The sequence below is a fragment of the Desulfovibrio sp. genome (genome assembly GCF_009712225.1).
GTDB lineage: Bacteria > Desulfobacterota > Desulfovibrionia > Desulfovibrionales > Desulfovibrionaceae > Desulfovibrio.
This window is the reverse complement of the sequence record NZ_WASP01000005.1, coordinates 58,859-82,427: the sequence shown is the minus strand read 5'-3', so window position 1 is coordinate 82,427 and position 23,569 is coordinate 58,859. Positions and strand designations below refer to the sequence as shown.

General features: G+C 59.5%; 24 protein-coding genes. 7 read left to right on the top strand and 17 right to left on the bottom strand.

What is annotated here, in order from left to right; translation table 11 throughout:
* Positions 1 to 5: 5 nt before the first annotated feature.
* Both F8N36_RS04225 and F8N36_RS04220 read right to left on the bottom strand, forming a co-directional pair.
* A complete protein-coding gene (locus tag F8N36_RS04225) occupies positions 6 to 2,252 on the bottom strand; it encodes a peptidase U32 family protein (RefSeq protein WP_291331553.1) in 2,247 nt (748 codons plus the stop codon).
* Positions 2,249 to 3,265, bottom strand: a complete 1,017-nt coding sequence (locus tag F8N36_RS04220; protein WP_291331552.1) for an NAD-dependent epimerase — start codon at positions 3,263 to 3,265, stop codon at positions 2,249 to 2,251. Before F8N36_RS04220 ends, F8N36_RS04225 begins: the two co-directional genes overlap by 4 nt.
* A 147-nt stretch (positions 3,266 to 3,412) precedes the next feature.
* On the opposite strand from F8N36_RS04220, the gene F8N36_RS04215 reads away from it, so the two are divergent.
* Together F8N36_RS04215 and F8N36_RS04210 are read left to right on the top strand one after the other, a co-directional pair.
* Positions 3,413 to 4,393, top strand: coding sequence for a hypothetical protein (locus F8N36_RS04215; protein ID WP_291331551.1), 981 nt, complete (start codon positions 3,413 to 3,415; stop codon positions 4,391 to 4,393).
* 43 nt (positions 4,394 to 4,436) lie between these two features.
* Positions 4,437 to 4,844: a helix-turn-helix domain-containing protein gene (locus tag F8N36_RS04210; protein WP_291331550.1), complete on the top strand. Its 408-nt coding sequence runs from the start codon at positions 4,437 to 4,439 to the stop codon at positions 4,842 to 4,844.
* Between the two features lie 32 nt (positions 4,845 to 4,876).
* Here the strand turns inward: F8N36_RS04210 and F8N36_RS04205 are convergent, their stop codons facing one another.
* From F8N36_RS04205 to F8N36_RS04140, 14 genes are all read right to left on the bottom strand, one after another.
* Positions 4,877 to 5,071, bottom strand: coding sequence for a tautomerase family protein (locus F8N36_RS04205; protein WP_291331549.1), 195 nt, complete (start codon positions 5,069 to 5,071; stop codon positions 4,877 to 4,879).
* A gap of 208 nt (positions 5,072 to 5,279) precedes the next feature.
* Positions 5,280 to 5,972 (bottom strand): precorrin-8X methylmutase, encoded by a 693-nt coding sequence (locus F8N36_RS04200; RefSeq protein ID WP_291331548.1) that lies wholly within the window; start codon positions 5,970 to 5,972, stop codon positions 5,280 to 5,282.
* 7 nt (positions 5,973 to 5,979) lie between these two features.
* The gene (locus F8N36_RS04195) at positions 5,980 to 7,629 is read right to left on the bottom strand and encodes a cobyrinate a,c-diamide synthase (protein ID WP_291331547.1); all 1,650 of its coding nucleotides are present in this window, start codon (positions 7,627 to 7,629) and stop codon (positions 5,980 to 5,982) included.
* Positions 7,630 to 7,691: 62 nt separating this feature from the next.
* Positions 7,692 to 7,928 carry a hypothetical protein gene (locus tag F8N36_RS04190; protein WP_291331546.1) on the bottom strand — a complete coding sequence of 79 codons (237 nt, stop codon included), beginning with the start codon at positions 7,926 to 7,928 and terminating at the stop codon, positions 7,692 to 7,694.
* 10 nt (positions 7,929 to 7,938) lie between these two features.
* Positions 7,939 to 9,009 carry an endolytic transglycosylase MltG gene (gene mltG, locus F8N36_RS04185; RefSeq protein ID WP_291331545.1) on the bottom strand — a complete coding sequence of 357 codons (1,071 nt, stop codon included), beginning with the start codon at positions 9,007 to 9,009 and terminating at the stop codon, positions 7,939 to 7,941.
* Positions 9,006 to 9,443 carry a Holliday junction resolvase RuvX gene (gene ruvX / locus F8N36_RS04180; RefSeq protein WP_291331544.1) on the bottom strand — a complete coding sequence of 146 codons (438 nt, stop codon included), beginning with the start codon at positions 9,441 to 9,443 and terminating at the stop codon, positions 9,006 to 9,008. Before ruvX ends, mltG begins: the two co-directional genes overlap by 4 nt.
* 75 nt (positions 9,444 to 9,518) lie before the next feature.
* On the bottom strand, positions 9,519 to 10,193 hold the full coding sequence (locus F8N36_RS04175; protein WP_291331543.1) for a site-2 protease family protein: 675 nt from the start codon (positions 10,191 to 10,193) through the stop codon (positions 9,519 to 9,521).
* Positions 10,194 to 10,235: 42 nt separating this feature from the next.
* Entirely contained in the window at positions 10,236 to 10,550 is a 315-nt protein-coding gene (locus F8N36_RS04170; RefSeq protein WP_291331542.1) for a hypothetical protein, read from the bottom strand.
* Between the two features lie 10 nt (positions 10,551 to 10,560).
* A complete protein-coding gene (locus tag F8N36_RS04165) occupies positions 10,561 to 11,001 on the bottom strand; it encodes a C-GCAxxG-C-C family protein (RefSeq protein ID WP_291331541.1) in 441 nt (146 codons plus the stop codon).
* Positions 11,002 to 11,011: 10 nt separating this feature from the next.
* Positions 11,012 to 11,992, bottom strand: a complete 981-nt coding sequence (locus F8N36_RS04160) for a hypothetical protein (protein ID WP_291331540.1) — start codon at positions 11,990 to 11,992, stop codon at positions 11,012 to 11,014.
* Positions 11,993 to 12,103: 111 nt separating this feature from the next.
* Positions 12,104 to 12,574, bottom strand: coding sequence for a ribonuclease HI (gene rnhA / locus F8N36_RS04155; RefSeq protein WP_291331539.1), 471 nt, complete (start codon positions 12,572 to 12,574; stop codon positions 12,104 to 12,106).
* A 166-nt stretch (positions 12,575 to 12,740) separates the two neighbouring features.
* Positions 12,741 to 14,483: a methyl-accepting chemotaxis protein gene (locus F8N36_RS04150; protein WP_291331538.1), complete on the bottom strand. Its 1,743-nt coding sequence runs from the start codon at positions 14,481 to 14,483 to the stop codon at positions 12,741 to 12,743.
* Between the two features lie 877 nt (positions 14,484 to 15,360).
* The gene (ahcY, locus tag F8N36_RS04145) at positions 15,361 to 16,782 is read right to left on the bottom strand and encodes an adenosylhomocysteinase (RefSeq protein ID WP_291331537.1); all 1,422 of its coding nucleotides are present in this window, start codon (positions 16,780 to 16,782) and stop codon (positions 15,361 to 15,363) included.
* 89 nt (positions 16,783 to 16,871) lie between these two features.
* Positions 16,872 to 17,795 carry a metalloregulator ArsR/SmtB family transcription factor gene (locus F8N36_RS04140; RefSeq protein ID WP_291331536.1) on the bottom strand — a complete coding sequence of 308 codons (924 nt, stop codon included), beginning with the start codon at positions 17,793 to 17,795 and terminating at the stop codon, positions 16,872 to 16,874.
* A 140-nt stretch (positions 17,796 to 17,935) separates the two neighbouring features.
* Here F8N36_RS04140 and F8N36_RS04135 point away from each other — a divergent pair, with 140 nt between their 5' ends.
* The 5 genes from F8N36_RS04135 to F8N36_RS04115 all read left to right on the top strand — a co-directional run bounded on the left by F8N36_RS04135 (position 17,936) and on the right by F8N36_RS04115 (position 21,304).
* Positions 17,936 to 18,439 (top strand): DUF721 domain-containing protein, encoded by a 504-nt coding sequence (locus tag F8N36_RS04135; protein ID WP_291331535.1) that lies wholly within the window; start codon positions 17,936 to 17,938, stop codon positions 18,437 to 18,439.
* Positions 18,440 to 18,783: 344 nt separating this feature from the next.
* Positions 18,784 to 19,161 (top strand): hypothetical protein, encoded by a 378-nt coding sequence (locus F8N36_RS04130; RefSeq protein WP_291331534.1) that lies wholly within the window; start codon positions 18,784 to 18,786, stop codon positions 19,159 to 19,161.
* Positions 19,162 to 19,409: 248 nt separating this feature from the next.
* Entirely contained in the window at positions 19,410 to 19,814 is a 405-nt protein-coding gene (locus F8N36_RS04125; protein ID WP_291331533.1) for a thioesterase family protein, read from the top strand.
* 217 nt (positions 19,815 to 20,031) lie between these two features.
* The gene (locus tag F8N36_RS04120) at positions 20,032 to 20,574 is read left to right on the top strand and encodes an NADPH-dependent FMN reductase (protein WP_291331532.1); all 543 of its coding nucleotides are present in this window, start codon (positions 20,032 to 20,034) and stop codon (positions 20,572 to 20,574) included.
* Positions 20,575 to 20,680: 106 nt separating this feature from the next.
* Entirely contained in the window at positions 20,681 to 21,304 is a 624-nt protein-coding gene (locus F8N36_RS04115; RefSeq protein WP_291331531.1) for a YkgJ family cysteine cluster protein, read from the top strand.
* A 29-nt stretch (positions 21,305 to 21,333) separates the two neighbouring features.
* On the opposite strand, the gene F8N36_RS04110 is transcribed toward F8N36_RS04115, so the two are convergent.
* Positions 21,334 to 23,487: a hypothetical protein gene (locus tag F8N36_RS04110; protein WP_291331530.1), complete on the bottom strand. Its 2,154-nt coding sequence runs from the start codon at positions 23,485 to 23,487 to the stop codon at positions 21,334 to 21,336.
* Positions 23,488 to 23,569: the final 82 nt, after the last annotated feature.

The window sequence follows — 23,569 nt, the reverse complement described above, 5'->3', positions numbered from 1 at the left end:
CAGGCTTACAGCAGGGCTCCTTCCCAGTTGAACAGGCTTTTGCGTCGCATGTCGGGTACCGAAGCGGGCGGGTTTTCCTGCATGTGGGCAAAAAAGCCGTAGCCAGCCGCCATAAGCTCCTGCCTTTTGCTGGTGATATCCAGCGGCCAGCCGGGGTAAATCCAGATGTTGCCGCCGTACTGGCGCGCCCAGAAGGGTTCGCCCATGGGGCTCAGGAAAGGCTCGTTGGGTTTGACGCCAAGCAGGCCAAAGCGGCTGATGCCCACGGGCCAGTAGCCGGAGAGCACCACGCCCAGCGGCAGGGGGCTTTGTGCGGGCAGGGCCAGCATGTCTTCCTGCGCCAGTTCGGGGCTCACAAAGGCGCCCACAAAGCCCATCTTGGCGAGTATGCCAAGAGCAGAGGCATTGGCCGCATTGCAAAAAGGCCCGGCCAGCAGATCGGCGTTTTCGTCCAGCTGCTCGGGGAACAGGCCGCGCTGCCACGGTGCGTTGCACACAAAGTGCCGCGCGCCGTCACGCCACAGCCGCATGATTGAACGGCGAATGGTTTCTTCTTCATCAGGCCAGATAACCGGGGGCAGCCACCAGCACATGCGCGGGGCCACCGTGCGCGAAAGCTCGGCGCTGCGGGCCGAAAGCCAGAGACCCTGCAACTGGTTGCGGCCAGTGCGGGTTTCCTTGCCATGGGGCACACTTGAGCGCACATACATGTCTGGCCGGGTTTTGGCCTTGATGGGCTTGGGCAGGCGCGGGTCGCTTTCCACAGCCTTGCTGGGGCGCGAGGGCATGGCCTCAAGGCGTGCCTGCCAGCTTTTGATGATGCGCATGAGCTCTGGTTCGCGTCTGTCGATAAGAAAGACGGGCGTGCCCGCCTTGGGCGTCTTGTGCTTGGGCAGGCGCAGGGTAAGGCTGCCGCCCTTGGGAATGCGCCGGGTCACGGGCATGGTTGCGTGCCAGCGCTCGTCCTCGACGCCTATGCGCAGGTAGTCCTGCGGCAGCAGTTCAAAGAAGGGCTTGAGCGTTACGCCGCCTTCCGGCTCGATGCGAATCTTGCCTGCCAGCAGACCGGAGCTGGTCTGGCCGTCCGGCGTTGTGGGGATTGTATGATCTTTCTGCGGCAAAAAGCGCGCGCGCGAGGCGGGCCGACCCAGCGACATCTGCAATATTTCTTCCGCAGCCTTGCGGGCCTGGGCATCGCCGGGATTGTCACGCAGCATGCGGTAGGCCGTAACCACGTGGTACACGTAGTGCGGGCCCTTTTTGCGGCCTTCGATCTTCCACGAAACAAGATGCGGAATGTTCAGCAGGGTTTTTGCCAGCACGTCCAGCGAAAGGTCGAGACACGAGAACCAGCGGCCATTGTGTTCCTTGCCGCGTATCTGCCCGCGCGTGCTGGGGCGGCGGGGCGCGTCAAAAGATTCGCTGCGGCGGTCGTCCGCTTTTCCACGACTGTCGGGCCTGCCGCGTCCGTCGCGTCCGGTGCGGTTTTTGCGGGCAATATCCATACGCGACTGTTCCTGGCGCATACGGTCCTGTTCCTCGCGTTCCGCATTGCGGGCAAGGGCAATGGCAGCGGGGCCGCCCTGACGGTACACGCGGCGGCAAGGCTGCACGCAACGGCCACGCAGACCGCTTTTGCCGCCCATGTAGCTTGACCAGTAGCAGCGGCCAGAAACGCAATAGCACAGCGCACCGTGCACAAAGCATTCGAGGTCAAGGCCTTCGGGGCAGGCCTCGCCCATCATGCGGATCTCGTCGATGGAAAGCTCGCGCGGCAGGATTACCCGGTCAGCGCCCAGCTGCTTGGCCTGAATCAGGCTTTCGGGGTGTGTGAGGTTGGCAAGGGTGGAGAGAAAAAGTCCGCCCTCAAAGCCCGCCTGGCGCGCAAGGTCGAGCATGGCCAGATCCTGTACAATGAGCCCGTCGGGTCGCACCTGACGGGCAAGACGTGCCGCAAGCCGATAGGCCTGCGCGGGTTCGCCCGGCTTGACCAAGGTATTCATGGCCACGTAGACGCGCGCGTTTTCGGCGTGCGCGAGGTCTGTGAGGCGCGAAAGTTCGGTAAGGCCAAAGTTTTCAGCCTGCATGCGGGCCGAAAAATGCTTGAGGCCCAGATAGATGGCGTCTGCCCCGGCTGCAAGAGCGGCCAGGAATGAAGGCGCGTCGCCCGCCGGAGCCAGAATTTCAGGCCGGGCGGGCGTGGGGGCGGATATGCTCAGATGATCCGCAGATGGGGAGAATGTGTCGTTCATATTTTATAGTACTCTTTGTACCAGTCCACAAAGCGGGCAATGCCTTCGCTGAGGGGCGTGGAGGGGGCAAAGCCGGTGGCGGCTGTGAGGTCGTCAATATTGGCCCAGGTGGATTCAACATCGCCCGGCTGCATGGGCAAAAGCTCTTTGCGGGCCTTCATGCCAAGGGCGTCTTCAAGGGTGCTGATGAAATCGTTGAGTTCCACCGTATTATTGTTGCCTATGTTGTAGATGCGCCAGGGAGCGGAGCTGCTGGCGGGGTTGGGGTTTTCGGGGTCAAAATCGGGGTCTGCCTGCGGGGCCAGGGGCAGCAGGCGCACCACTCCTTCGACGATGTCGTCGATATAGGTAAAGTCGCGGCGCATGCGGCCCTCGTTGAAAACCTTGATGGGCTCGCCGCGCACAATGGCCGAGGTAAAGAGGTGCAGGGCCATGTCGGGCCTGCCCCACGGGCCGTAAACCGTAAAAAAGCGCAGCCCCGTGCAGGGAATGCGGAACAGATGGCTGTAGGCGTGAGCCATGAGTTCGTTGCTTTTTTTGGTAGCCGCATACAGGCTGACCGGGTGGTCAACATTGTGGTGCACGCTATAGGGCCGCGCCGCGTTCATGCCGTAAACGGAAGAAGAAGAGGCAAAAAGCAGATGCCCCACCTTGTTCTGGCGGCAGCCTTCAAGAATATGTCCAAAGCCCAGCAGGTTGGCATTGAGGTATGATTCCGGATTCAGGAGGCTGTAGCGCACGCCGGCCTGTGCCGCAAGATTGACCACATGGGTGAATCCCTCGCTGGCAAACAGGGCAGCCATGGCGGGGCCGTCGGCCATGTCCAGGGGCTCATGTCGAAAATTCCGCGCCTGCGGCATGGCGGCAAGTTGGGCCAGACGGTCTTTTTTTAGTTGCACATCGTAGTAGTCGTTGCAATTATCAACGCCCACAACGCTGTGGCCATCGGCCAGAAGCCGACGGGAAAGATGGTAGCCAATAAAACCCGCTGCGCCAGTCACCAGAACATGCATGAGAACCTCCCAGAGTGCATGCACGCAAGGTAAGCCAGATGCGCCTTCTGAGCAAGGGCGATGCTCTGGCGTGAAATCCTTGTTCCGGGGAATGGGGGCTTGCGGGAAAAAGCGCCACATCGTATGTTTCGGGAACCGAGGTAACGAATGCAGAAAACAGAGAAAAACAGATCAGACGCGCAAGGTCAGCCAGCCGAAACTGCTGGCAAAAGCCGCAGCGCACAAGGCGCAGCCTGGTACGCAGGGCCGTACAAGGATGCGCTCATATATCTAATGGTCGCCATTTTTTTTGTGGAGCTGGTGGTTGGCGGCGTGTCTTTTTTTTACGGCGTCATGCACGCGGCACCCGAAGTGCCCGGCGGGCCGCCGCTGGCGCGTTTCCCCTGGCTGGGCTGGGCCGTGGCCGCGGTACTTGCCCCCGTGGGGCTCATGCTCATTGTGCACCTTTCTGGAACATGGGTTTCGCGCTATCTGGGGCGTGAAGACGGCCTGCATGCAGAGGCGCAGGGCAGCGGAAAAAATGTGGACGACGAGCAGGTTCCTGAACGGCTGCGCCGTTTTTACGCCATTATCCGCAATGCGCCCACGGTGGTTCTGCTGCTGGGCATCATGCTGCTAGGCGCGGGCCTGTTTTTTGTGGACGGGGCTTTTTCTGCCCTCATGCGCCTTGGCAGCGCGCTGACCGATTATATCCCCTGGATTGCTGGTAGTCTGGCCGCCATGATTGCCGTGTGCTATCTGGTGCACCGCTGGTTTATGTACCGCCACCATCGCATGCAGCAAGAATATGAATACCGGCGCGAAGTGCTGGAACGCACGGGGATAGTGCTGGTGGACAAGGGTTGCATACCCCTGCCGCAAAACGAAATGCAACGTCTGGCCCTTGGCGGGCAGGTGGTGGAGGCCAAGGCCCTGCCGCCGGTGCTTGATGCTGAAACGGGTTCGGACAATGCCGCTGGCAGTCAGCCTGAGCCTGCTGCCCACGATGACGATGTGACAGACGCGGAGATTATCAGCCCCGAGGCGGCTGATGCCGCTGACCATGCCGAAAAACCGGCAAGTGCTGAGGCGCAGACTGTGGATGCCGCTGACGCCGACAAGGCAGAAAAGCCTCAAAAGCAGGGCTAGCGCCGACCAACCATCTGGCGGCGAAGCATATTATGGCAGAAAGATGAGCATACCCAAACCAGGCAAACCCGTTCGCGGTTCACGTAGCGGCATGCCGCTCATGGCGCTTTTTGACCTCTTGGGCAAGCGTTGGGCCATGGGCGTCATCTGGCAGCTGCGGCATGGGCCTGCTACCTTTCGTGCCCTCCAGACTGTATGCGAAACCATATCTCCGGCTGTGCTCAACAGCCGCCTGAAGGAACTGCGCGAAGCCAGGCTTGTGTGCGTCACGGACGAGGGCTACGCCCTTACCGATATGGGCCTTGAGCTGAACCAGCTGCTGGAACCCTTTGGAACCTGGGCCATTGCCTGGGCCATGGAAGTGGCCCCGGAGGAAGCCGAGCGCTGGAACGAACTGCTCAGCAAAAGGCTCGCTTCTGCAACCTCCCCCGGGGATACCTCTTCCAGTTAGGTTTGTCTGACCGGCAGATTCAATCCCGCGCCTTACTGGGCGGCCTTGATTGCCTTGAGTGTACGCCCGCCGATGCCGATGGCGTCGGTTTCATATTCCTCAACAAAGACCACAAACTTCTCCTGCGGGACAGACGTGGCCGCCACTGCGGCCGCAGTCAGCCCTTCGATCAGGTTCTTCTTCACTTCTTCAGTGGTGCTGTGCATGGCTATGGTGATGACAGGCATGGGATTCTCCTTGCTGTTTGACTCTGTGACCTGCGCCCTCACGGCATGCGTGTTGCGGGCCGCGGTTGGTGATTGTTCTTGCGCGCGCTATGGAATTCATAGCGCGCTATTAAAAAAATAGCAAGAGCAGCACAGAGGCATCTAAAGGCTTGGTCTGCAGATAATCCCTTGGTCAGGTGCCGTGATGATGTGCGTTGGGCGGGTTGGCTTACAGCGCTGCCACATCCCGGAGGCCGCGCTTTTCCAGCGCAATATCTGCCAGTGCGTTAATGCAGGCTGCAGCCACGGCAGAGCCACCCTTGCGCCCCAGCAGGGTAAAGTGTGCCCACGGGCTCTGGCGCAGAAGCTCCTTTGACTGGGCTGCATTCACAAAGCCCACGGGCATGCCCACAATGAGGGCCGGCGGTTGCGCCCCTTGGGCCAGCTCGTCCAGCAGTCCCAGCAGGGCAGTGGGTGCGTTGCCGATCACCACAATATTGCCCCCCATGTTCTGGGCAATGCTTTCAAGCCCCGCGCGTGAGCGCGTGGTGCCGCGGCTTGCGGCAAGCTCTGCCAGACCGGGCAGGGCCATGAGCGGCGTAACGGTAACGCCCAACGGTTCAAGGCGGCGCATGGGTAGCCCGGCGGCAGCCATGCGCGTGTCGGTGTATACCGTGCAGCCCGCCAGCAGGGCTGCCACGCCAGCCTCAAGACCCTGACTGCTCAGGCGCAGGTCGCGCAGGATGTCTGTGTCGCCGAGCGTGTGGATGCAGCGCCGGGCCACGCTCCACAGAGCGCCTTCAAAGGGGCGTGGTTCAGGAATTTCGGCATCAATGATTTCAAACGAACGATTTTCGATATGGGCCGGGGTGCATGCCGGGTCGAGCTCCACAGAGGGAGCACAAGTGGTGGTGTGCGTCATGATGTCCTTACGTGCCTTGGGCTGAAAGGTAAGCCGAGCAAAGGCCCAACCATGCCCGCCAGAAGCGGCGTGAGCCTTCGGGGTAGCAGTGCAGCCACGAGCCCGCCACAGAGCCCGTGCGGCAGCCGTCGGCTCGCAACAGGCGGCCTTGGCTGTCGTGCAGCTGCCACAGGAGGCTGCACTGGGCTGGCAGGGGGTCTGGTTGTTCCTGCGCATAATGAAATTCGTGACCGCGCACCCACAGGGGGCGGGCTGGTGCGCTGTTTTCAGGGGGGCTGGAAGTGCGGTTGCTGGCCGTAGGCCAGTCGGCCAGTGCCAGCGCGGCCCGGTAGCCCAGCGCGGCCTTGGTTTGCCCCAGAATGCAGCTACGGGGAAGCAGGCCGCTCATGGCGTATTGCTGCCCGTTCAGCAGCAGCGAGCGCATAAGGTACATGTAGCCCCCGCATTCGCCATAAATGGGCATGCTCTGGGCGGCAAGGCTGTGCAGGGTCGCGCGCATTGCAGCATTGTCCGCAATGCGGTCCGCGTGCAGCTCGGGGTAGCCGCCGGGAAAGTATAGACCCGCGCAACCGGCTGGGGGGCTGGTATCCCGCAAGGGAGAAAAGGGAACCACTTCGGCCTTGAGCTCGCCCAGCACGGCGGGCAGGTCGGCATAGCAGAAGCTGAAGGCTTCGTCCCAGGCCATACCGATGCGCAGGCAGCGCTTGCCGCGCCTTGTGCCAGTGCTGGCGGGAAAGAACCGGGCCGCGGGGCTGTTGGCTGGCGGCATTTCAGGCTGTTTTTGGGGCAGGGAAACAGGTGTGACGACCTTTACGGGCGGAATCCGTCGCAGCGCAGCTGCGCCAGCCCTGCGCAGCAACAGGTCGATATCACAGTTGTCTTCCGCCCATTGGGCCAGGGCTTTTCTGTCTACGCCGGGCAATACCTCGCGGGCTTCAACCAGTCCAAGATGGCGGGCGGGCAGGGTGGGTGCGCCCTGCCGTGGCATAAGCCCCAGCAGAGGAACCCCGCTGCTTTTGTTTAGTGGGGCCAGTGACTGCCGCAACAGTTCGGCGTGGCGAGTGCTGCCCACATGGGTGCAGACCATGCCAAGAAAGCGCATGGGGCGTACTCTCGCCCAGGCGGGGCGGTGGTGCAGAAAGCCCTCGGCCAGCGCGGCAACAGATTGCCCCATACCTCCGGCATTGAGTACCAGCAGTATGGGCAGGCCCAGCAGGGCAGCCAGATGGGCCGTGCTGCCCACGCCCTTGTGTCCGCCGTCAAACAGACCCATGGCCCCTTCAACAACGAGAACATCGGGCGTGCCCAGAGCAAAGGGGACTGTCTGCGGTTGGATTGGCGTTGCCATGCGCGCAAAAATGCGCTTCAAACCGGCAGGCAGCCCGGTTGATGAACTACGACCACCACCCAGAGGCCTCTCTGCGGGTGAGGGCGCTGATTCGCGGCACATCCACGTGTCGAGGTTGGCGGCGGGCTGGCCGGTGAGGTTGGCGTGAAAAGCCGCGTCAATGTAGTCTGGCCCTGTTTTGGCAGCCCGCGCCACAAGACCCCGCTCATGCAGGGCGCAGAGCAGGGCCAGGGTAAGTGTGGTTTTGCCGGAATTGCTGCCCGTGCCGCCTATGACAAGGCCGGGCATGCTCGGCTGCGGCTTGGGCATGGTGCTCTCCGTGCAGGTTCGGCCAATGGTGCTTGCTGTCAGATGACCGGGCGGTCAGCTGGTCAGCGTTGTCGCAGGGCCTCGGCTATGATGGCCGCGTCCTCTTGCGGTCTGGCCTTGAGTTGCAACTCGGGGTTGCCACCCGTGCAGGCAAAGCCGGAGGGACCCAGCTCCACAAAACCGGCGGAGACCACGCGGCTGTAGGGCAGCTGTTCGCGCATGTCGCTGTGGTCTACACGGCGGGGAAAGATAAAGGGGACTTCCTGACCGGAAAAATCTTCAACGATGAGGTACTTCACAGGAGCCTCCTCAGCGCGCGTCGGGCGCGGCGGGCTTGGCGCTACGGCGGTTTTGCAGGTACTGCCGCACAGCCTTGTTGTGGTCGGTGAGGTTGGTGGAAAATACGTGCTCGCCACCATCAAATTTAGCCACAAAATACAGATAGTTGTGCGCCTCGGGGCGCACGGCTGCCGCCAGCGCGGCCGCTCCGAACGAGCAGATGGGCCCCGGCGGCAGGCCGGGGCGCTGATAGGTATTGTACAGGTTGTTGGCGTCGTCCAGATCGCGGCGGCGCAAGTTGCCGTCAAATGCCGGGCCAAGCCCGTAGACCACCGTGGGGTCGGCCTGAAGCAGCATGCCCTTGTTGATGCGGTTCTGGTACACGCCCGCCACGCGGGCGCGCTCGGCATCAATGCCGGTTTCCTTTTCGACTATGGAAGCAAGAATCATCCACGTTTTGAGCTGGTCTGCCTGTCCCGGCCCCGGTTTTTTGCCATCGGGCCATACGGCCGCCGTCTTGCGCCAGAAGTTGTCCACCATGCGTCCGGCCACGGCCCTGGCCTGAGCCATGTCGATAACTTCATTTTTTTTGAGCAGATACGTGTCGGGCATCAAAAAACCCTCAGCCGTGGCAAAGGGTATGCCGTAATGGCGCAAAAAGTCCGGGTCGGTCACAACCTTGCGGAAATCTTCAAAAACGACAAGTCCGGCTTCTTCAAGCACCTTGCCTGTCTGCCACCAGGACAGACCCTCTGGCACGGTAACGCGGTAAAGCACCGGGTGCCCGTTGACCAGCTCGTCCAGCACTTTTTCGGGCAGCCAGCCGGTATTGAGCGCAAAACGGCCAGCCTGAAGGCGGTTCTCCCACTTTTTATAGCGGGCCAGCAGGTCAAGTTTGCGGGCATCGGTTACCACACCCAGCTTGGCGAGCCCGGCACTCACCTGCGCCAGTCGTGCCCCGGCGGGAACATCATAAAAAACGTCGCGGCCAGGGGTTTCGGGCGCGGTGTTGAGGAAGGTGTGGGCCTCATAGGCCACCCAGCCCCCACCTGCCAGGGCCAGCACAAAGAGCAGCCCAAGCGTGCGCATCAGTATTTTCATGCGGGTCTCCGGTCTTGCGGCGCAAGCGAAAGAAAGGAGGAAAGAATGCGCACGGCGGCCTGCTGGTCAAGCACGGCCTTGCGTTTGCGCACTTTCAGACCGGCATCACGCAGGTCTGACCACGCCTCCTGAGAGCTCAGCGCTTCCATCATAAAGAAAAAAGGCAGAGATACCCGGCGCTTTAGGCGCTCGGTAACATTGCGGATCTGGCGGGTGGTGAGGCTTTCCTCGCCATCAAGGGTAAGGGGCAGGCCCACCACAACAGCCTCGGCTCCGGCTTCGACAATGCGCTCGGCCAGAGCTGCCAGAAAGGCTTTGCGGTCAGAAAAATCCTCGAGCCGCAAGGTCATCAGGGGAAAGGCCAGCCGTCCTTCCGGGTCGGATACGGCAAGCCCGGTGCGGGCCAGGCCGTAGTCTACGCCAACGAATTTCACTGCAGGCCTCTTATGCGCGCAATTGCGCGTGTTGCTGGAAAAAGTGCACGTCAGTACCGTTCATGGAGTGGTGGCCTAGATTATGCCCAAAAGCGAGAGCAGACCTACGGCGCTTCCACTGACCAGCGGCCCCAGCACCAGACCAAGCGCACCGGTAAACAGCAACAACAAAAGAATGACAAAGCCGTAACGCTCAATGCTCAGGTAACGATATGAGGCGTTTGGGGGCAAAAAATAGGCCACGACCTTGCTGCCGTCCAGTGGAGGAATGGGAATCAGATTCAGCCAGCCCAGACCAAAATTAATGATAACGCCGGTCTGTATGGTCTTGAGGGCAAAAACGTAGCTGCTGCTGTGAAGCCATTGCTGTGGTGGGAAAATGTGAATCACCGCCCACAGCAAAAGACCAAAAAGTGTTGCCAGCAAAAAGTTTGTGAGTGGTCCGGCAAGTGCCACCAGCATCATCTCTTTTGCGGGATTGCGGAAGTAGCGGGGGTTGACTGGCACGGGCTTGGCCCAGCCAAAGACAAAGGCCCCGGAAAGGCTGGTGAGCACAAAGGCCAGCAGCCCCATGGGGTCGATGTGCGGCAGGGGGTTCAGGGTCAGGCGTCCCATGAACTTGGCCGTGGGGTCGCCACAGCGATAGGCCACCCAACCGTGGGCCACCTCGTGCAGGATGATGCCCAGCAAAGCGGGTACAGCGGCCACAGCCAGGGTGCTCAGCACCTGAGAAATATCTAGGTTTAGCATATATTGCGGTTACCATTTTCCGCTTGTGGCGGCAAGGCAGAGCTAGCCAGAAGAGGCCACCTTGCGCACAAGCAGGTTGTCGCCAGGCCATATATGGCGGTCAGGGGTAAGCAGCTGGCCTTCGCGGGCCACAAGGGCTGTTTCCTCTGCCAGGCCAAGGGCTGCAAGCAGCTGGCGCGAGGTTTTGGGGCGGGGCATGGAAAGATGCTTTTCTTCCGGCTGCACCAGCACGGTGACGCGTGCGCCAGTGTGTTCGGGTTTGATAACCTGAATATGGGGGGCGTACGTGGCGGCTGCCACGGGGGCGACTGGTTCGGTGGCCGGGGTTTCGGCAGCCATGGCGGTGGTGTCGGTCATTGTGATGCTCCTAAAGGTATTCTTCAAGCAGCGCGCAGGTTGCGCAAACAATGGGCGCGCATGTTTTTATGAACAGGTTTTCCTTGCGCACGGCGGCCATGCCCTCGGGCGTGGTGAGGTCGTGCCCCAGAATGCCCCGGCACTGCATGCTGCCGTGAGCCTTGGCAAATGCCTCGGTAAAGGCGTCGCGCCGGGCGTAAAAGGTTTCTTTCTGCGGGCGGGGGCAGGGGCCGCTTGGCCCGTGCATGAGGCCCAGCACCATGAGCGCGCCCGAAACACAGCCGCATACTTCGGCCTTGCCCATGCCTGCGCCAAAGGCAGATGCCACGCGGAGGGCGGTTTCTTCAGGCAGGTTAAGCCGGTCGGCAAAATGGGCCAGCACCTGCTGGGCGCAGATTATGCCCATGTTGAAATTCTCCTGCACTTCCTCAAGCTCTGGTGTCTGGCTCATCTCCCCATCCTTACGAGCAAAAGTAATAGGCAACGGTAACAACGGCCATGCTTGCGGCCCGCAGTCCCTGATTGGCCAGAATGAGCCTCAGTGCCAGTGCGGGCCGGAAAAATCCCGAGTACGACGGAAACTGGTGCCGTATTGCGCGCATGGGCGTGGAGAGAATATTGCCCACCATGAGGGCCAGCACCACGTCACGCGGCGAAAGCCCGCCGGTTTGCAGCACACTGCCAGCAGCACCAAGGGCCGCTCCCAGTTCTGCCGCCAGATGCAGCACAATAATGCCCATGGCCTGCGGCTTCAAAAAGGAGAGCCAGCCCATGTGGTCGGCCAGCCATGCCTCGGCCAGGGCAAAATAGCCATACCGCTGCAAATAGAACATAAGCACGTAGATGGGCACTGTGAAGTACACCAGCTTGGGCAGGCGGCGTAAAAAGCGCTGCCATGCCTTGCGAAGGGCATCGCCCCACGAAGTACCCTGCTCCTTGAGGCTCTTGCAGGCAATACAGCCCGCCGGTGGTGGTGGCAAAAGTTGGCGCGACAGCAGAATGGTAAAGCCCGTGCGCCCGGCAGCCGCCACAAGGGTCAGGGCCACGTACACCAGGGCGGGGGTTCCCAGCACTGGCCACGTGAGCAGAAAAATGGTGGGCGTGTGTACAAGATAGGCGGGCAGGCTGTTGAACAGGTTTGCCAGCATGAGCTCGGTGTTTGAGAGTTCGCCGATGTTGTGGCTGTCAGAAAGCAGACCGTTGGCGGCTGCGGGCGAGATGAACGCCAGTGAAAAGCTCGCGCCCGCCACATCACGCAGGTGGGCGGTCCGCGCCAGCGGTGCGGCCAGACGGGCCAGATGGCGTGTCCAGCGCAGGGCTTCCAGCAGGTTTGCCACCAGCAGGCCCACAGCCAGACCCAGCAACAGACGCAGCAGCGGCCAGCCAAGCGAATGCCAGAGAGTGGCAAGAGAAAGTGCGGTGTCCGGGGTAGTTGGTGTCATGCGGGTGGTTCTGGCAGCTGGCCTGAAAAGCTGAAAAAAAGGGGAAACGCCGGGGGCTTGCGCGCCCCTGCGGATGTGTCCGCAAGGGCAGACGGTACGGAGCTTGCGCCCCTAGGGCTTGTAGCCTGTGTCGGGGGGCAGGTCTCTGCGGCCAGCCTCGGCACGGGCCAGAACGTCGCAACGTTCGTTTTCCGGGTGCCCCGCATGGCCCTTGAGCCAGAGCATGCGCACCTTGTGCTTGGCAAGCAGGGGCAGCAGCCGCTGCCACAGGTCTACGTTGAGGGCGGGTTTTTTGTCGCTCTTGATCCAGCCTTTTTTTTGCCAGCCCCAGACCCAGCGTTTTTCGATGCTGTCGCACACGTACTTTGAGTCAGAGTACAGCTCTACCTCGCAGGGGTTTTGCAGCTGGCTCAGGGCTTCCACTACGGCCAGAATTTCCATGCGATTGTTGGTGGTCAGCTTGTAGCCACCGGCAAATTCCTTGCGGTAGTCCTGTCCGTCAAGTTTGAGCACTGCGGCCCAGCCGCCGGGGCCGGGATTGCCAAGGCACGAGCCGTCAGTATGGATGGTCACTTTTTGCATTGGGTTCCTTTGCACTTGTTCCTGCCGCAGCTTTTACGGCGTGCGGCGAGCATACACGTCAACGCCCCGCTGGGCAATGCGCTGCCGTTGCAGGGGGCCGCAAAAGCAAAAGCCGGTCCTGCAATGCAGAACCGGCCCGTGCAAAGATAAAGGCGTGCTGTCGTGCCTAGGAATTTTTGAGCTGGTCGATGATTCTCGACAGGTTTTGCGCCTGGGCCGCAAGCTCTGAAACTGCCTTGTTGGCCTCACCCATGGCCTGGGACGTCTCTGACGCGATGGTGTTGACGTGCTCCACCGAGCGGGCGATTTCCTCCGACGAGGCAGACTGTTCTTCGCTGGCGGTGGCGATGCTGCGCACCTGATCAGCGGTCTGCTCTGAGAGGTCCAGAATTTCGGTGAGGGCGTTGCCGCTGTCGGCGGCCAGTCCTGCCGCCAGATTTACCTTGTCCACGGCCATGTCCATGCGCTTGACACCTTCCTTGGTGCTGCTCTGAATGGCCTGGATTGCCTTGCCCACATCCTGGGTCGAGGCCATGGTTTTTTCTGCCAGTTTGCGCACTTCGTCAGCCACAACCGCAAAGCCGCGCCCGGCTTCACCAGCCCGCGCCGCTTCAATGGCTGCGTTGAGGGCCAACAGGTTGGTCTGGTCGGCGATATCCGAGATAACGGTCATAATCTCATTGATGGCCTGCGCATGGTCAGACAGCGCGTCCATGCTCGATTTGAGCCCCATGGTTTCAGACTGTACATCGTCCATGGCCTGGCGACACCTGGCGGTGATCTGTTCACCCTCGCGCGCCTTGTTCTGGGCAGAGGCAGAAAGGTTGGCACCAGCACCCGCATTTTTGGCCACTTCAATGACAGTGGCGTTCATTTCTTCTACTGCGGTTGCCGTATCTGCAATGCGGTGCGCCTGCTGGTCTGCGCCGCGAGAAGACTGCTCGATCTGGGCAGAGAGCTCTTCTGACGCGGAAGCTACGACGGTAACCACGCCCTCAAGCTGGGCGGCGGCATCAAGCAGTCCTTCCCTGCGGGCCGATTCCGCACGCGCAGTTGCCTCCTCGGCGACCAGTTGGGCCTGGCGGGCCTGCTCTGCCGCCAGCTGGGCTTTGCTCGATTCTTCCTTGGCGTGGTCTATATGTCCCTTGAGCGCCTGCACCATGGCAACAATGGATTCGTACACGCCAACCTTGGGGCTGCCGTCGTCTATGTTGTAGTCGCCATCCACAACGCGCAGGGCAATGGTGTTGAGTTCTCCGGGGTCTTTGCCAAGCTGTTTGTGGGTTCCTCGCAGAATAATCACGGCAATGGTTATGCCCGCAAGCAGCGCCGCAGCCAGCATACACGTAACTAGCAGCTTGGCCGAGGTGTACAGCTCTTCACAGCTCTTGCCTGCCTGCTGACTGCCTTTGGTATTAATGCGCACAAGTTCTTCAAGCAGATCGCTGCTCTTGTCAAAAAGAGCGCGCGTGTTGCCGCGTAAAAGGTTGAGAGCTTCTTCGTTCTTTCCGTCTGCCGCCAGCTGCCCCACACTTTTGGAAGCATCCATGTAGCCTTGCCATTCGCGCAGAAACGATTCGTAGGTCGTTTTTTCTTCTGGCGTAGAAGCAAGCGGTGCGTACTTGGACTTGTTGCTTTCAAATTCCTTGAGCTCGGTGTCCATACGGCTCTTGAAGCGCGAGAAGTCATCGGCAGAGGTGCTGCTGGCAAGCTGAACCTGTAATGCACGATAATCAGAAGTATTTACGCTCATACTCAGTACATATCTTGTGGAGGGGAGCCAGTTGCTGTTTATTTCTTCCGTTCCAGAATTCATTTTTGCCATCTGCAGAAGACTGAACAAGCCAACTGCAACTGTAAGCAGCATTAAGAACCCGGCCATCAGAGATAACTTTACACTCAATTTCATGATTCCTCTCCACTAGATGCTTTTTCCGTTAAAATTTTTTCTTATATCTATCCAGCAGTACACCGGTGCCATATCCAAATAGTTTAAAATTACTGAAGGCTTTTCAATTTGCTCGATGTGACTTAATGATTATCGGCACTATAGTGTTTTTCAATAGAACATGTGATTTAATTTTATGATTGCTTGTCATTAACTGAAGCGTTGTATTGTGTCGTTAATTCTTTGAAATGGAATTGCATTCTCGATTATTAATATAGCATAATGTTTTTTAATCGATTGTAATGCGTATGTTTGCAATACAAAAAATATTTTCAGCCCAAAATTTGTAATACAAAATTTGGTAATGCATTTATTAAGTGTAGTGAACCACTTTCAATTTTCAACAAGGAATTGACGTTTAGTCTTCAGGGTGTGCTTTCGTCACAAAAATATTTGCCTAAAATTATTTGTATAACTGTGGCAGTCACAGATGGCCACATAAAATGCCGAGGTGCTATCTAGGTTTGTGTAAGTATTTGGCCGTTTGTCGCCCTTTTGTTTTTCCTGGCCCACAGGTCTTGGGGCTAGATATAGCCTAAACGACTCATCAGGGCCTTATGGAGCTTGCTGATTTGGTCGTTGCCGACATGCCGTAACGAATAAAAAAACAGGGTGCTGACCCTGTGGAGAGCAGAAAGGGTGCCGGACCAGGCGTAGCCCCCCCCCGCCCGCGGGGCGTGTGCGGGATCAGGCAGATCTGTGGGTACAGGTTTGCCCGCAATAAAAAATCGGCAAGACCGCAAGCTGCCATCCGTGCAGTGCTGCGTGCGTAAAATCAAAAAGCCGGGGTAAACCGCAATGGTTTACCCCGGCTTTTTGATATGTTGTTACGTATGGCCTAATAGCGGTAGTGGGAGGGCTTGTAGGGCCCCTCGGCCTTTACGCCAATGTATTCGGCCTGCTCGGGGGTAAGCTTGGTAAGTTTGACGCCCAGGCGGTCGAGATGCAGACGGGCCACTTCTTCGTCCAGTTCCTTGGGCAGGGTGTACACCTTGTTTTCAAGCGGCTCAGAGGCCAGCTTGAGCTGGGCAAGGGTCTGGTTGGTGAAGCTGTTGGACATGACAAAGCTGGCGTGTCCGGTGGCGCAGCCAAGGTTTACCAGGCGGCCTTCGGCCAGTACGATGATGCTGCGGCCAGACTTGAGCGTCCATTTATCCACCTGCGGCTTGATATTCAGGCGGGTGATGCCGGAGGTGTTTTCGAGGTAGGACATTTCGATTTCGCTGTCGAAGTGGCCGATGTTGCACACAATAGCCTCGTCCTTCATGGCTTCCATATGGGCGCCGGTGATGACGTGGTAGTTGCCGGTGCATGTCACATAGATGTCACCCTGGGGCAGGGCGTTTTCAACCGTGGTGACTTCATAACCTTCCATGGCGGCCTGAAGGGCGCAGATGGGGTCGATTTCCGTAACCAGCACGCGAGCGCCAAAGCCGCGCATGGACTGGGCGCAGCCCTTGCCCACATCGCCGTAGCCCACAACCACAACGACCTTGCCAGCCACCATGATGTCGGTGGCGCGCTTGATGCCGTCGGCCAGCGATTCGCGGCAGCCGTACAGGTTGTCGAACTTGGACTTGGTGACCGAGTCGTTGACGTTGATGGCGGGGAACAGCAGGGTTCCGGCGGCTTCAAGCTGGTACAGGCGGTGCACACCGGTGGTGGTTTCTTCCGAAACGCCCTTTACCTTGGCGGCAACCTTGTGCCAGTGCTGGGGGTCTTCCTTGAGGCGCAGCTTGAGGCGGTCAAGAATGCACTGAAATTCCTTGTTGTCGGTTGGCTGATCAAGGATGGAGGGGTCGTCTTCTGCCTCAAAACCCTTGTGGATCAGCAGGGTGGCGTCACCGCCGTCGTCCACGATAAGGTCAGGGCCGCTGCCGTCGGGCCAGGTAAGGGCCATTTCGGTGCACCACCAGTAGTCTTCAAGGGTTTCGCCCTTCCAGGCAAAAACCTTGGCCATGCCGGTTTCTGCGATGGCGGCGGCGGCATGATCCTGGGTGGAGAAGATGTTGCACGAAGCCCAGCGGATGTCTGCGCCAAGGGCGTGCAGGGTCTTGATGAGCATGGCAGTCTGAATGGTCATGTGCAGCGAGCCGGTAACCTTGAGGCCCTTGAGGGGCTTGGTGGGGCCGTATTTTTTGATGCATTCCATCAGGCCGGGGGTTTCGCGCTCGGAAAGCTGCATTTCTTTTTTGCCAAAGTCGGCCAGCGACATGTCGGCAACCTTGTATTCCAGGCTGAGGTCAAGAGGTTTGATCATGGTGTTCTCCTATCCGCAATTTTGTTATCGTTGTCTGTAAAAAGTATGTATCTGTGCCAGCGGTTGTGCTGGCTTGGAACTCGGTATTTCTAGCAGGCCTCTGCACTCAGCAGCAGCAGGGTCATGTTGCGGTCGACAGGCATGTGCTTGCAGTGCAATACCCTGAAGCCCGCAGCTCCCAGATCAATGCCAAGCTGATGTTCGTCAAAGCCAAGCCAGCGGTCGCCGTAGCGGCTGCGCATGGTCTCATCCGCATGACGCTGAAAATCGGCCACAAACAGTCTGCCGCCCACGGTCATGATGCGGCGTATTTCGCGCAGGCCTTCTGCCGGGTCGGAAAGGTGGTGCAGCACAAGGTTGATGCAGGCAAAGTCCGCCTCGTGGTCACGCAGGGGCAGGTGGCTCAGTTCGCCGATACGCAGCGAAACCCGGCCAGCGGCCAGATCTTCGGGCGTGAAGCGGCGGCGGCATATCTCGAGCATGCGGGCAGAGCCATCCACACCGATGATCCCCTGCACCTTGGGCAGCATGCGGGCCAACACCGCCCCCGTTCCGCAACCAAGATCCACGGCTGTTCCGCAGCCTTCGGGCACCGCTTCGCAAACAGCTTCAGAAAGATCAAACGATCCAAGTACTTCACGATTCAGTTCGTCCCAGTCTTCCGCAATGGCGTTGAAAAACTGACGTGTCTTGAGGGCGCGCTCTTCTAGAATCTGGGCGGCCATGTTGAGGTCGGCGCGCATGGCCGCATCTGGGTGCACAAAGGGCGTGATGGCGCGCAAAAACTCGCGCTCTTCGCCAGAGCGCGGGGTGGCGTAAAAAACCCACAGTCCGTCGCGCCGCGATGTGAGCAGCCCTGCCTCGGTAAGAATCTTGAGGTGGCGCGAAACGCGCGACTGCCCCATATCGAGTATGCTGACCAGCTCGTTGACCGAAAGTTCGTAATGCAGCAAGATGTGCACTAGCCGCAGACGTGTTTCGTCTGAAAGAGCCTTGAAAAATAAAAGTGCCATGGCTTCCCTTAAATCAAATTTGATTGATGTAAGTATCAATATATCTACATATAGTCAATGAGTCCATTTTGTCCTGTCTGGCGGCCCCGTTGGGGCGAGCCCAGCCGCACCCAACAGCCCCTACCAGCCCTGGAGCCGTGATGGCAGTATTCCGCAAGCGCCAGAAGGATGCGCAGCCCGTACCAGCCGTGGAGGTTATGGCCTCTGTGCTGGCAGGGCTTGGCGCGACCCCCGGCCAGGGAGAGGGCAGGGCGCGTTTGCAGCAGCTTTGGCTCAACTGGGCTATGGTCATGGGGCCTGATCTGGCTCCTCTGGCCCGCCCCATGGGGCATCACCGTGATCTTTTGCTTATCGGCGCAGAGGATGCCATGCTGGCGCAGGAGCTGCACCTTATGGCAGACGAAATACTTGAGCGGGTTAACGCTTTTATGGAGCAGGAATTTTTCAGCGCCATAAAGGTCAGCCTGCTCATGGGCAAGGCCGGACTGGATAAAACTGCAGTTCGTGTTGCCGCGCCTGCTCGTGCCCCCAGGCCGAATCCGGAACCGCCCAAGGCGCATGGCCTCTACCTTGAAGCTATGGATCCATGCTCGCCCGTTGCGCGCGCATATGCCCGTTTTGCTCGCCAGAGGCAGCAAAAATAAAAATTACAGTAAGTTAAATGTATCTTCCGGGCTGCACACAACCGCAATGCGCCAAATCCGCCCGGGTGCTTGCCCGCGCTCAAAAATGCAGGGTAGCGGGGCTGGGGCGAGGCTGCAGCTCTGCCCGCATCAGCCTCGTCAAACGACAAACCGCAAAAGAAAACGCATCTTTTTTAATTAATAAAATTAGAATATTACAAATTTTGTTTGCTGTTTGCGCATGCGATTTTGTTGTTCATTGGATGCGCTTTATTGACAACGCTTCTGATGCAGTGCTAATTTTCCCCAACGTTGCTTGGGGATTTTGCGACCACTGTCTGGTCAGACCCTGCGGAGGATATTGAATGAACGCGCAGAAAACCATGGAAGACATTTGCCTGAAGCAGGACAATGGCTGCGATTTTGCCTTTAGCGGCCGTCTTTTTTCAGAATGCTCATGGTACGATGAATCGCAGGGTACACTGACCCGCCAAAAACTCTATGTGACCGAAAATAACGAACAGGTTTATTACATTGTTCGTTCCAGCGGTCAGGAACGCAGCCGCCACGCCTACAAGCTGTTCATGCGCGGTGATGTTTGCGTGATCCACAACGGAGTTACCGAAATGGCTCTCCAGTTCGACATGCTCATGTTGGCCGTGCGCGGCCTGTGCGGGCTTGATTCTGGCGCGACCCCTTCGCTCTCCATGGTCGAAGAAATGCTTAAGGCAGCCAATGCCTGATATTTCCATATAGCCGATGCTGGCGCTTGTGCGCGGGCAAACGCAACCTCCACATGAAACGGCCCTCCTGAGAGGGCTTTTTCATTTTCTGCCTCCATGTTCCTTTCGGCGTACTTCTAGGGCTATTGAAAGCGCTCGATATGTCATTTATCGTCCTTGCATGATCGTGCCGCTGTATTGCGGTTACTTCACCGGCAGCGTCGCAGCGGCGTTTCACACCATCAGCATCCATTCGGCAGAGAGGCACAATGAGCACTATGTTACAGCCAGGCATGAAGGGTACGCAGGAAACAACGGTTAGCGAATCCATGCTGGCAAGCAGCGTGGGCAGCGGCAAGGTTTGTGTTTTTTCCACGGCCATGATGGTGGCATGGATGGAAGCCACAGCCGTGGAGGTAGCCCAGGCCGTGCTGGATAAAGGGCTGACAACCGTTGGAACCGGTATAAGTGTGACCCATGTGGCCGCAACGCCACTGGGTATGAAGGTGCGGTTTTGCGCCGAGCTCACGGCAGTTTCTGCCAACGGCAAAGGATTGAGTTTCAATGTTGCCGCCTATGACGAGGCTGGCCTCATCGGCGAAGGTACGCACGAGCGCGTGGTGGTGGACAGGGAAAAGTTTGAAAGCAGGGCCAGAGCCAAGGGGCAGGCGTAATCGTCTGTCCGGCAGCCCGGTGTGCATACTCCCTGTTTTGGCCTGCCAATTTTTCAAGTCGCTGCCTGCAAGTTCCTCGGGTCTGGCAGCGTGTAATCCATCAGGGCTTTGCCCCGGCAGCTGATATCCGTACCCATTGACCCTGCTGTTTACCTGTGGGCTTTTGAATAAAAACACAGTAAACTGCTAGTGTCTGTACAACTTTAAGGAGCTTTGTATGGGAAACATTACCTTTGTCGGCATATCGGGCAGCCTGCGCAAGGCCTCGCGTAATTCCGGACTTTTGCGGTGCTGCGCGGCGAATCTACCACAGGGCGTGAGCCTGGAAATCGTGGATATCTCCGCCTTGCCTTTCTATAATGCAGATATGGAAAAGCCCGCTGTGGTGCAGCGGCTCGTTGATCAGGTCAGCGCGGCAGACGGGCTGGTTCTGGCCTGCCCCGAATACAACTACTCGCTGGCTCCGGCGCTGAAGAACGCGCTGGACTGGCTTTCGCGTGAGCCCGACCTTGCTCCCCTTACGGGCAAAACTGCCTGCATTGTGGGCGCAGGCGGCGGCATGGGCACGTCGCGTGCGCAGTACCATCTGCGTCAGGTATGCGTGTACCTGAACCTGCACGTGCTGAACAAGCCGGAACTGTTCTCCAATGCCTTTACCCCGGCCTTTGCCGACAACGGCGATGTACAGGATGAGGCCCTTGTAAAACAGGCCGCAGCGGTCATGCAGGCCATGACCGAGTGGACGCGGCGACTCAAGTAAGAAAAATCCGGCCCCGCAACGGAATGCCAAAAGGCATTTTGCTGCGGGGCCGCTGAATTGTCAGGGTGAGAACAGGTGCAAGCAGACGCCCCGAAGGGGCAGAGTGATGGCTGGCGACGTGGCTGCAGACACAAAGGCTCACAGGTATCATAACCGTCGTCTGGAGCGGGCGCTGCCAGGCCTGGATCTGTTGCTTGACGCCTTTGCGGTTGTGGATTGCGGCGTGGCACAGGCCATTGCCCACAGGAGCCAGGCCCCTGCCTGCGGGCCAAACTGCTACCAGTGCTGCATACAGCCCATACCGGTGACACCGCTGGAAATTCTGGGCCTGCGCATGTTTGTGCAGCAGGAACTTGCACCGGCATCAGCCGTGCGGCAAGCCCTGGCTGCGGGCTTTGCACAGTTCCTGGGCGATGCGGCAACTCTTGGGGCAGCTTGCCCATTTCTGCATGAAGGCCGATGCGCAGCGTATCCTGTGCGCCCCATGGCGTGCAGGCGGTTCATCGTGTTCGAGACGCCTTGCGCGCGGGGCGAAGACCCCACCCAGACGCGACCCTTGCATGTGCTGCAACCGGGGCAGGAATGTTTGCAGGCTGCGTTGCGGCTCACCCTGTCGTGGTACAGCGAGCGCTACCCGCTGCCAGCCCAACCTTCTGCAGCCGACGCGCAGGCCTTTTTTCGCAGTGTGACCACGGTGTTGCAGGCTGTCCCGTGGGCGCATTACGCATAAGGCCGCGAGGCTGCCCCCGGCCATAACGGTCAGGGATTTGACAGGTCAAGCCTGGCCATTGCCCCATCGTTTATCCCCACAAAAAGTCCCAGTGGGGCACTGACGGCCTGGCTTACCGGTACGGCTACGTATTCTCCCTGCATCCACGGGGCAGCCTCAAAGTGCAGCATCTCGCCTGCCAGGGCGGCAAGGGTTCGGCCATAGACATCGGCCTGCTGGCGCGGTGCCTTGCGGTTCAGATCCAGCTGCGGCAAGGTCAGCGCAAGATCGGCGGCCTGCTTTTGCAGAAACACGGGCATGAGCCTGCGCCAGTCTTGCCTGTTGATCCGTAGAACCGCAATGCGCTTGATTTGTGCCATGTCCTGCCCGTGTAACACCAGCCAAAGGTTGCTGAAGGTTGCTGCGCTGGCCGGTGGGGCCTTGGCGGGCACACCGCTGGCGCGCACAAGCCATGCGCCGTCAATTCCCACAGCGCGCAGTGTCTCTGGCGTTACCAGCCGCAAGGGCCTTTGGGCAGAAGCTTCTACGGGGGCCAGCAGGGCTGCAACAGCCGCACCCGCATGGGGCTGTGCGCTGTGTACGCTGCCCAGGCCAAACATCCAGGCTACCCACAGGTTGGGCCAGGTTTCCGGCTGCGCGGGCAGGGCTTCGCCTGTTTGCACGGGAAAGACCGTATCCGGGATGCTGCGCTGTACCACTGGCTGGGGCAGGCTGGCATCAACGGTCCTTTTGCGCGCTCCGGGGCGGTATATCTCGCCCAGCAGGCCAAAGCGCGGTGGAGCATCCTGCGGTTGTGCGCTCTGCCCGATGGTGCGCAGAGTGTCGTAACGTTCCTGCAATTGCAGCCCAAGCTGCACAATGCTGCCATTGGCGGCATTTGCCGCCGTGCTGCGCCAGTTGGCGCTGCTGGCAAGCATGACAAACAGGGGCACGAGCAGCAAAATCATCGTGGCCTGCCCGGGCAGGCGGGCCAGGGTGCGCTCTGCCATGGGGCAGGCATCCAGCATACCCCACAAGGCAAAGCCAAAGGCATAGGCCGCAAAAACAGCCAGTCCCGCGGGCAGTTTGCCCGTAGAGCTGATGGTCACGTCGCTCAGGGCGTGCAGTACGGTGAGCAGGGCAGAGAGCCCAAGATAGGCGGCAATGGCCATGCATGCCAGCAGCAGGCCGGTGCGGGCAGTTTTGGCGCGAGTCAGCAGCGGGGTTTGACCGCGCAGGCCGCGCAGCAAGAGCACAAGCAGCAGCACAGCCCATGGCCACAAGCTGTCAAAAAACCAGAAAGCTACCTGCCACCATTCGTCAAATGCGGCGGCCAGCTGCCGCATCTGCACCTCTGCATCAATATGACGCGTGGCCCGGCGCACCTGATTGCCCAACGCCAGGAACGACACAAGCACCGCGCCCAGAATCCACACCCACAAAATGCCCATGTGCCGCAGCCGGGTGCGGGCATTTTGCGAGGCGTCGGGCTCTGTTTCGCGCGCCGGAAATCTGTCCACAAGGGCCAGAATCACGGCCACCGTGCAGATCGTCAATGCCGCCAGCGCAGAATGCTCAAATACGCCTACGGTCAGCACGCCTGCAATGATTGCCAGCTTGCGCGCCCTGGGGGCCTGCGCTGCGGGAGCATGCCACAGGCGGCAGAGCGCCCACAAAAATACCAGGGTCATGGCCTGCAAAAGGCCCATGGTCAGGGCATCGGTCAGCAGGTAGAGATTGGGCAGGCTCAGATGGCCGGCAAGTACCACAAGCACTGTCAATGCACCGCAAAACGCCGCCGCACCGCGCCCCACCTGCACGACGCGCGCAAGACCGTAAAAGGCGAAGCCGTACAGGGCTGCCACCCCGGCACACACGAGGCCGTAAAGCAGGCGCAGTTCACCGGCCTTGCCAAGAAAAACAGCCAGAAAATGATAGGTGTAGCGCCCGCTCCAAGTGAGCCATTCGCGCACTATTTCGTACAGGCCGCCGGGCAGGTCAAAGGGGAACATGGCCCGTGTGACTTCATCAAAGTCGTCTCCACGTGGAAACAGAAAGCCAAAGGCGTAGGCAAAGGGCAGCAGCAGGGCCAGCAGCAGCACCCACCACACCCAGCCGGGAGCGGGCAAAACAGGACGGTCGGAGGAAGAAAAGGCCGGAGAAGCGTCGCCTTGTGACGCGGCAGTGTTGGCAGGCTGCGCCATGTGCTGACAGACCTTGTGTTTGCGCGGGAGACCCCCTTGGGAGCCCCCCGCGCGTTATGTCGGTATGCTGGTTGCCTGCCAG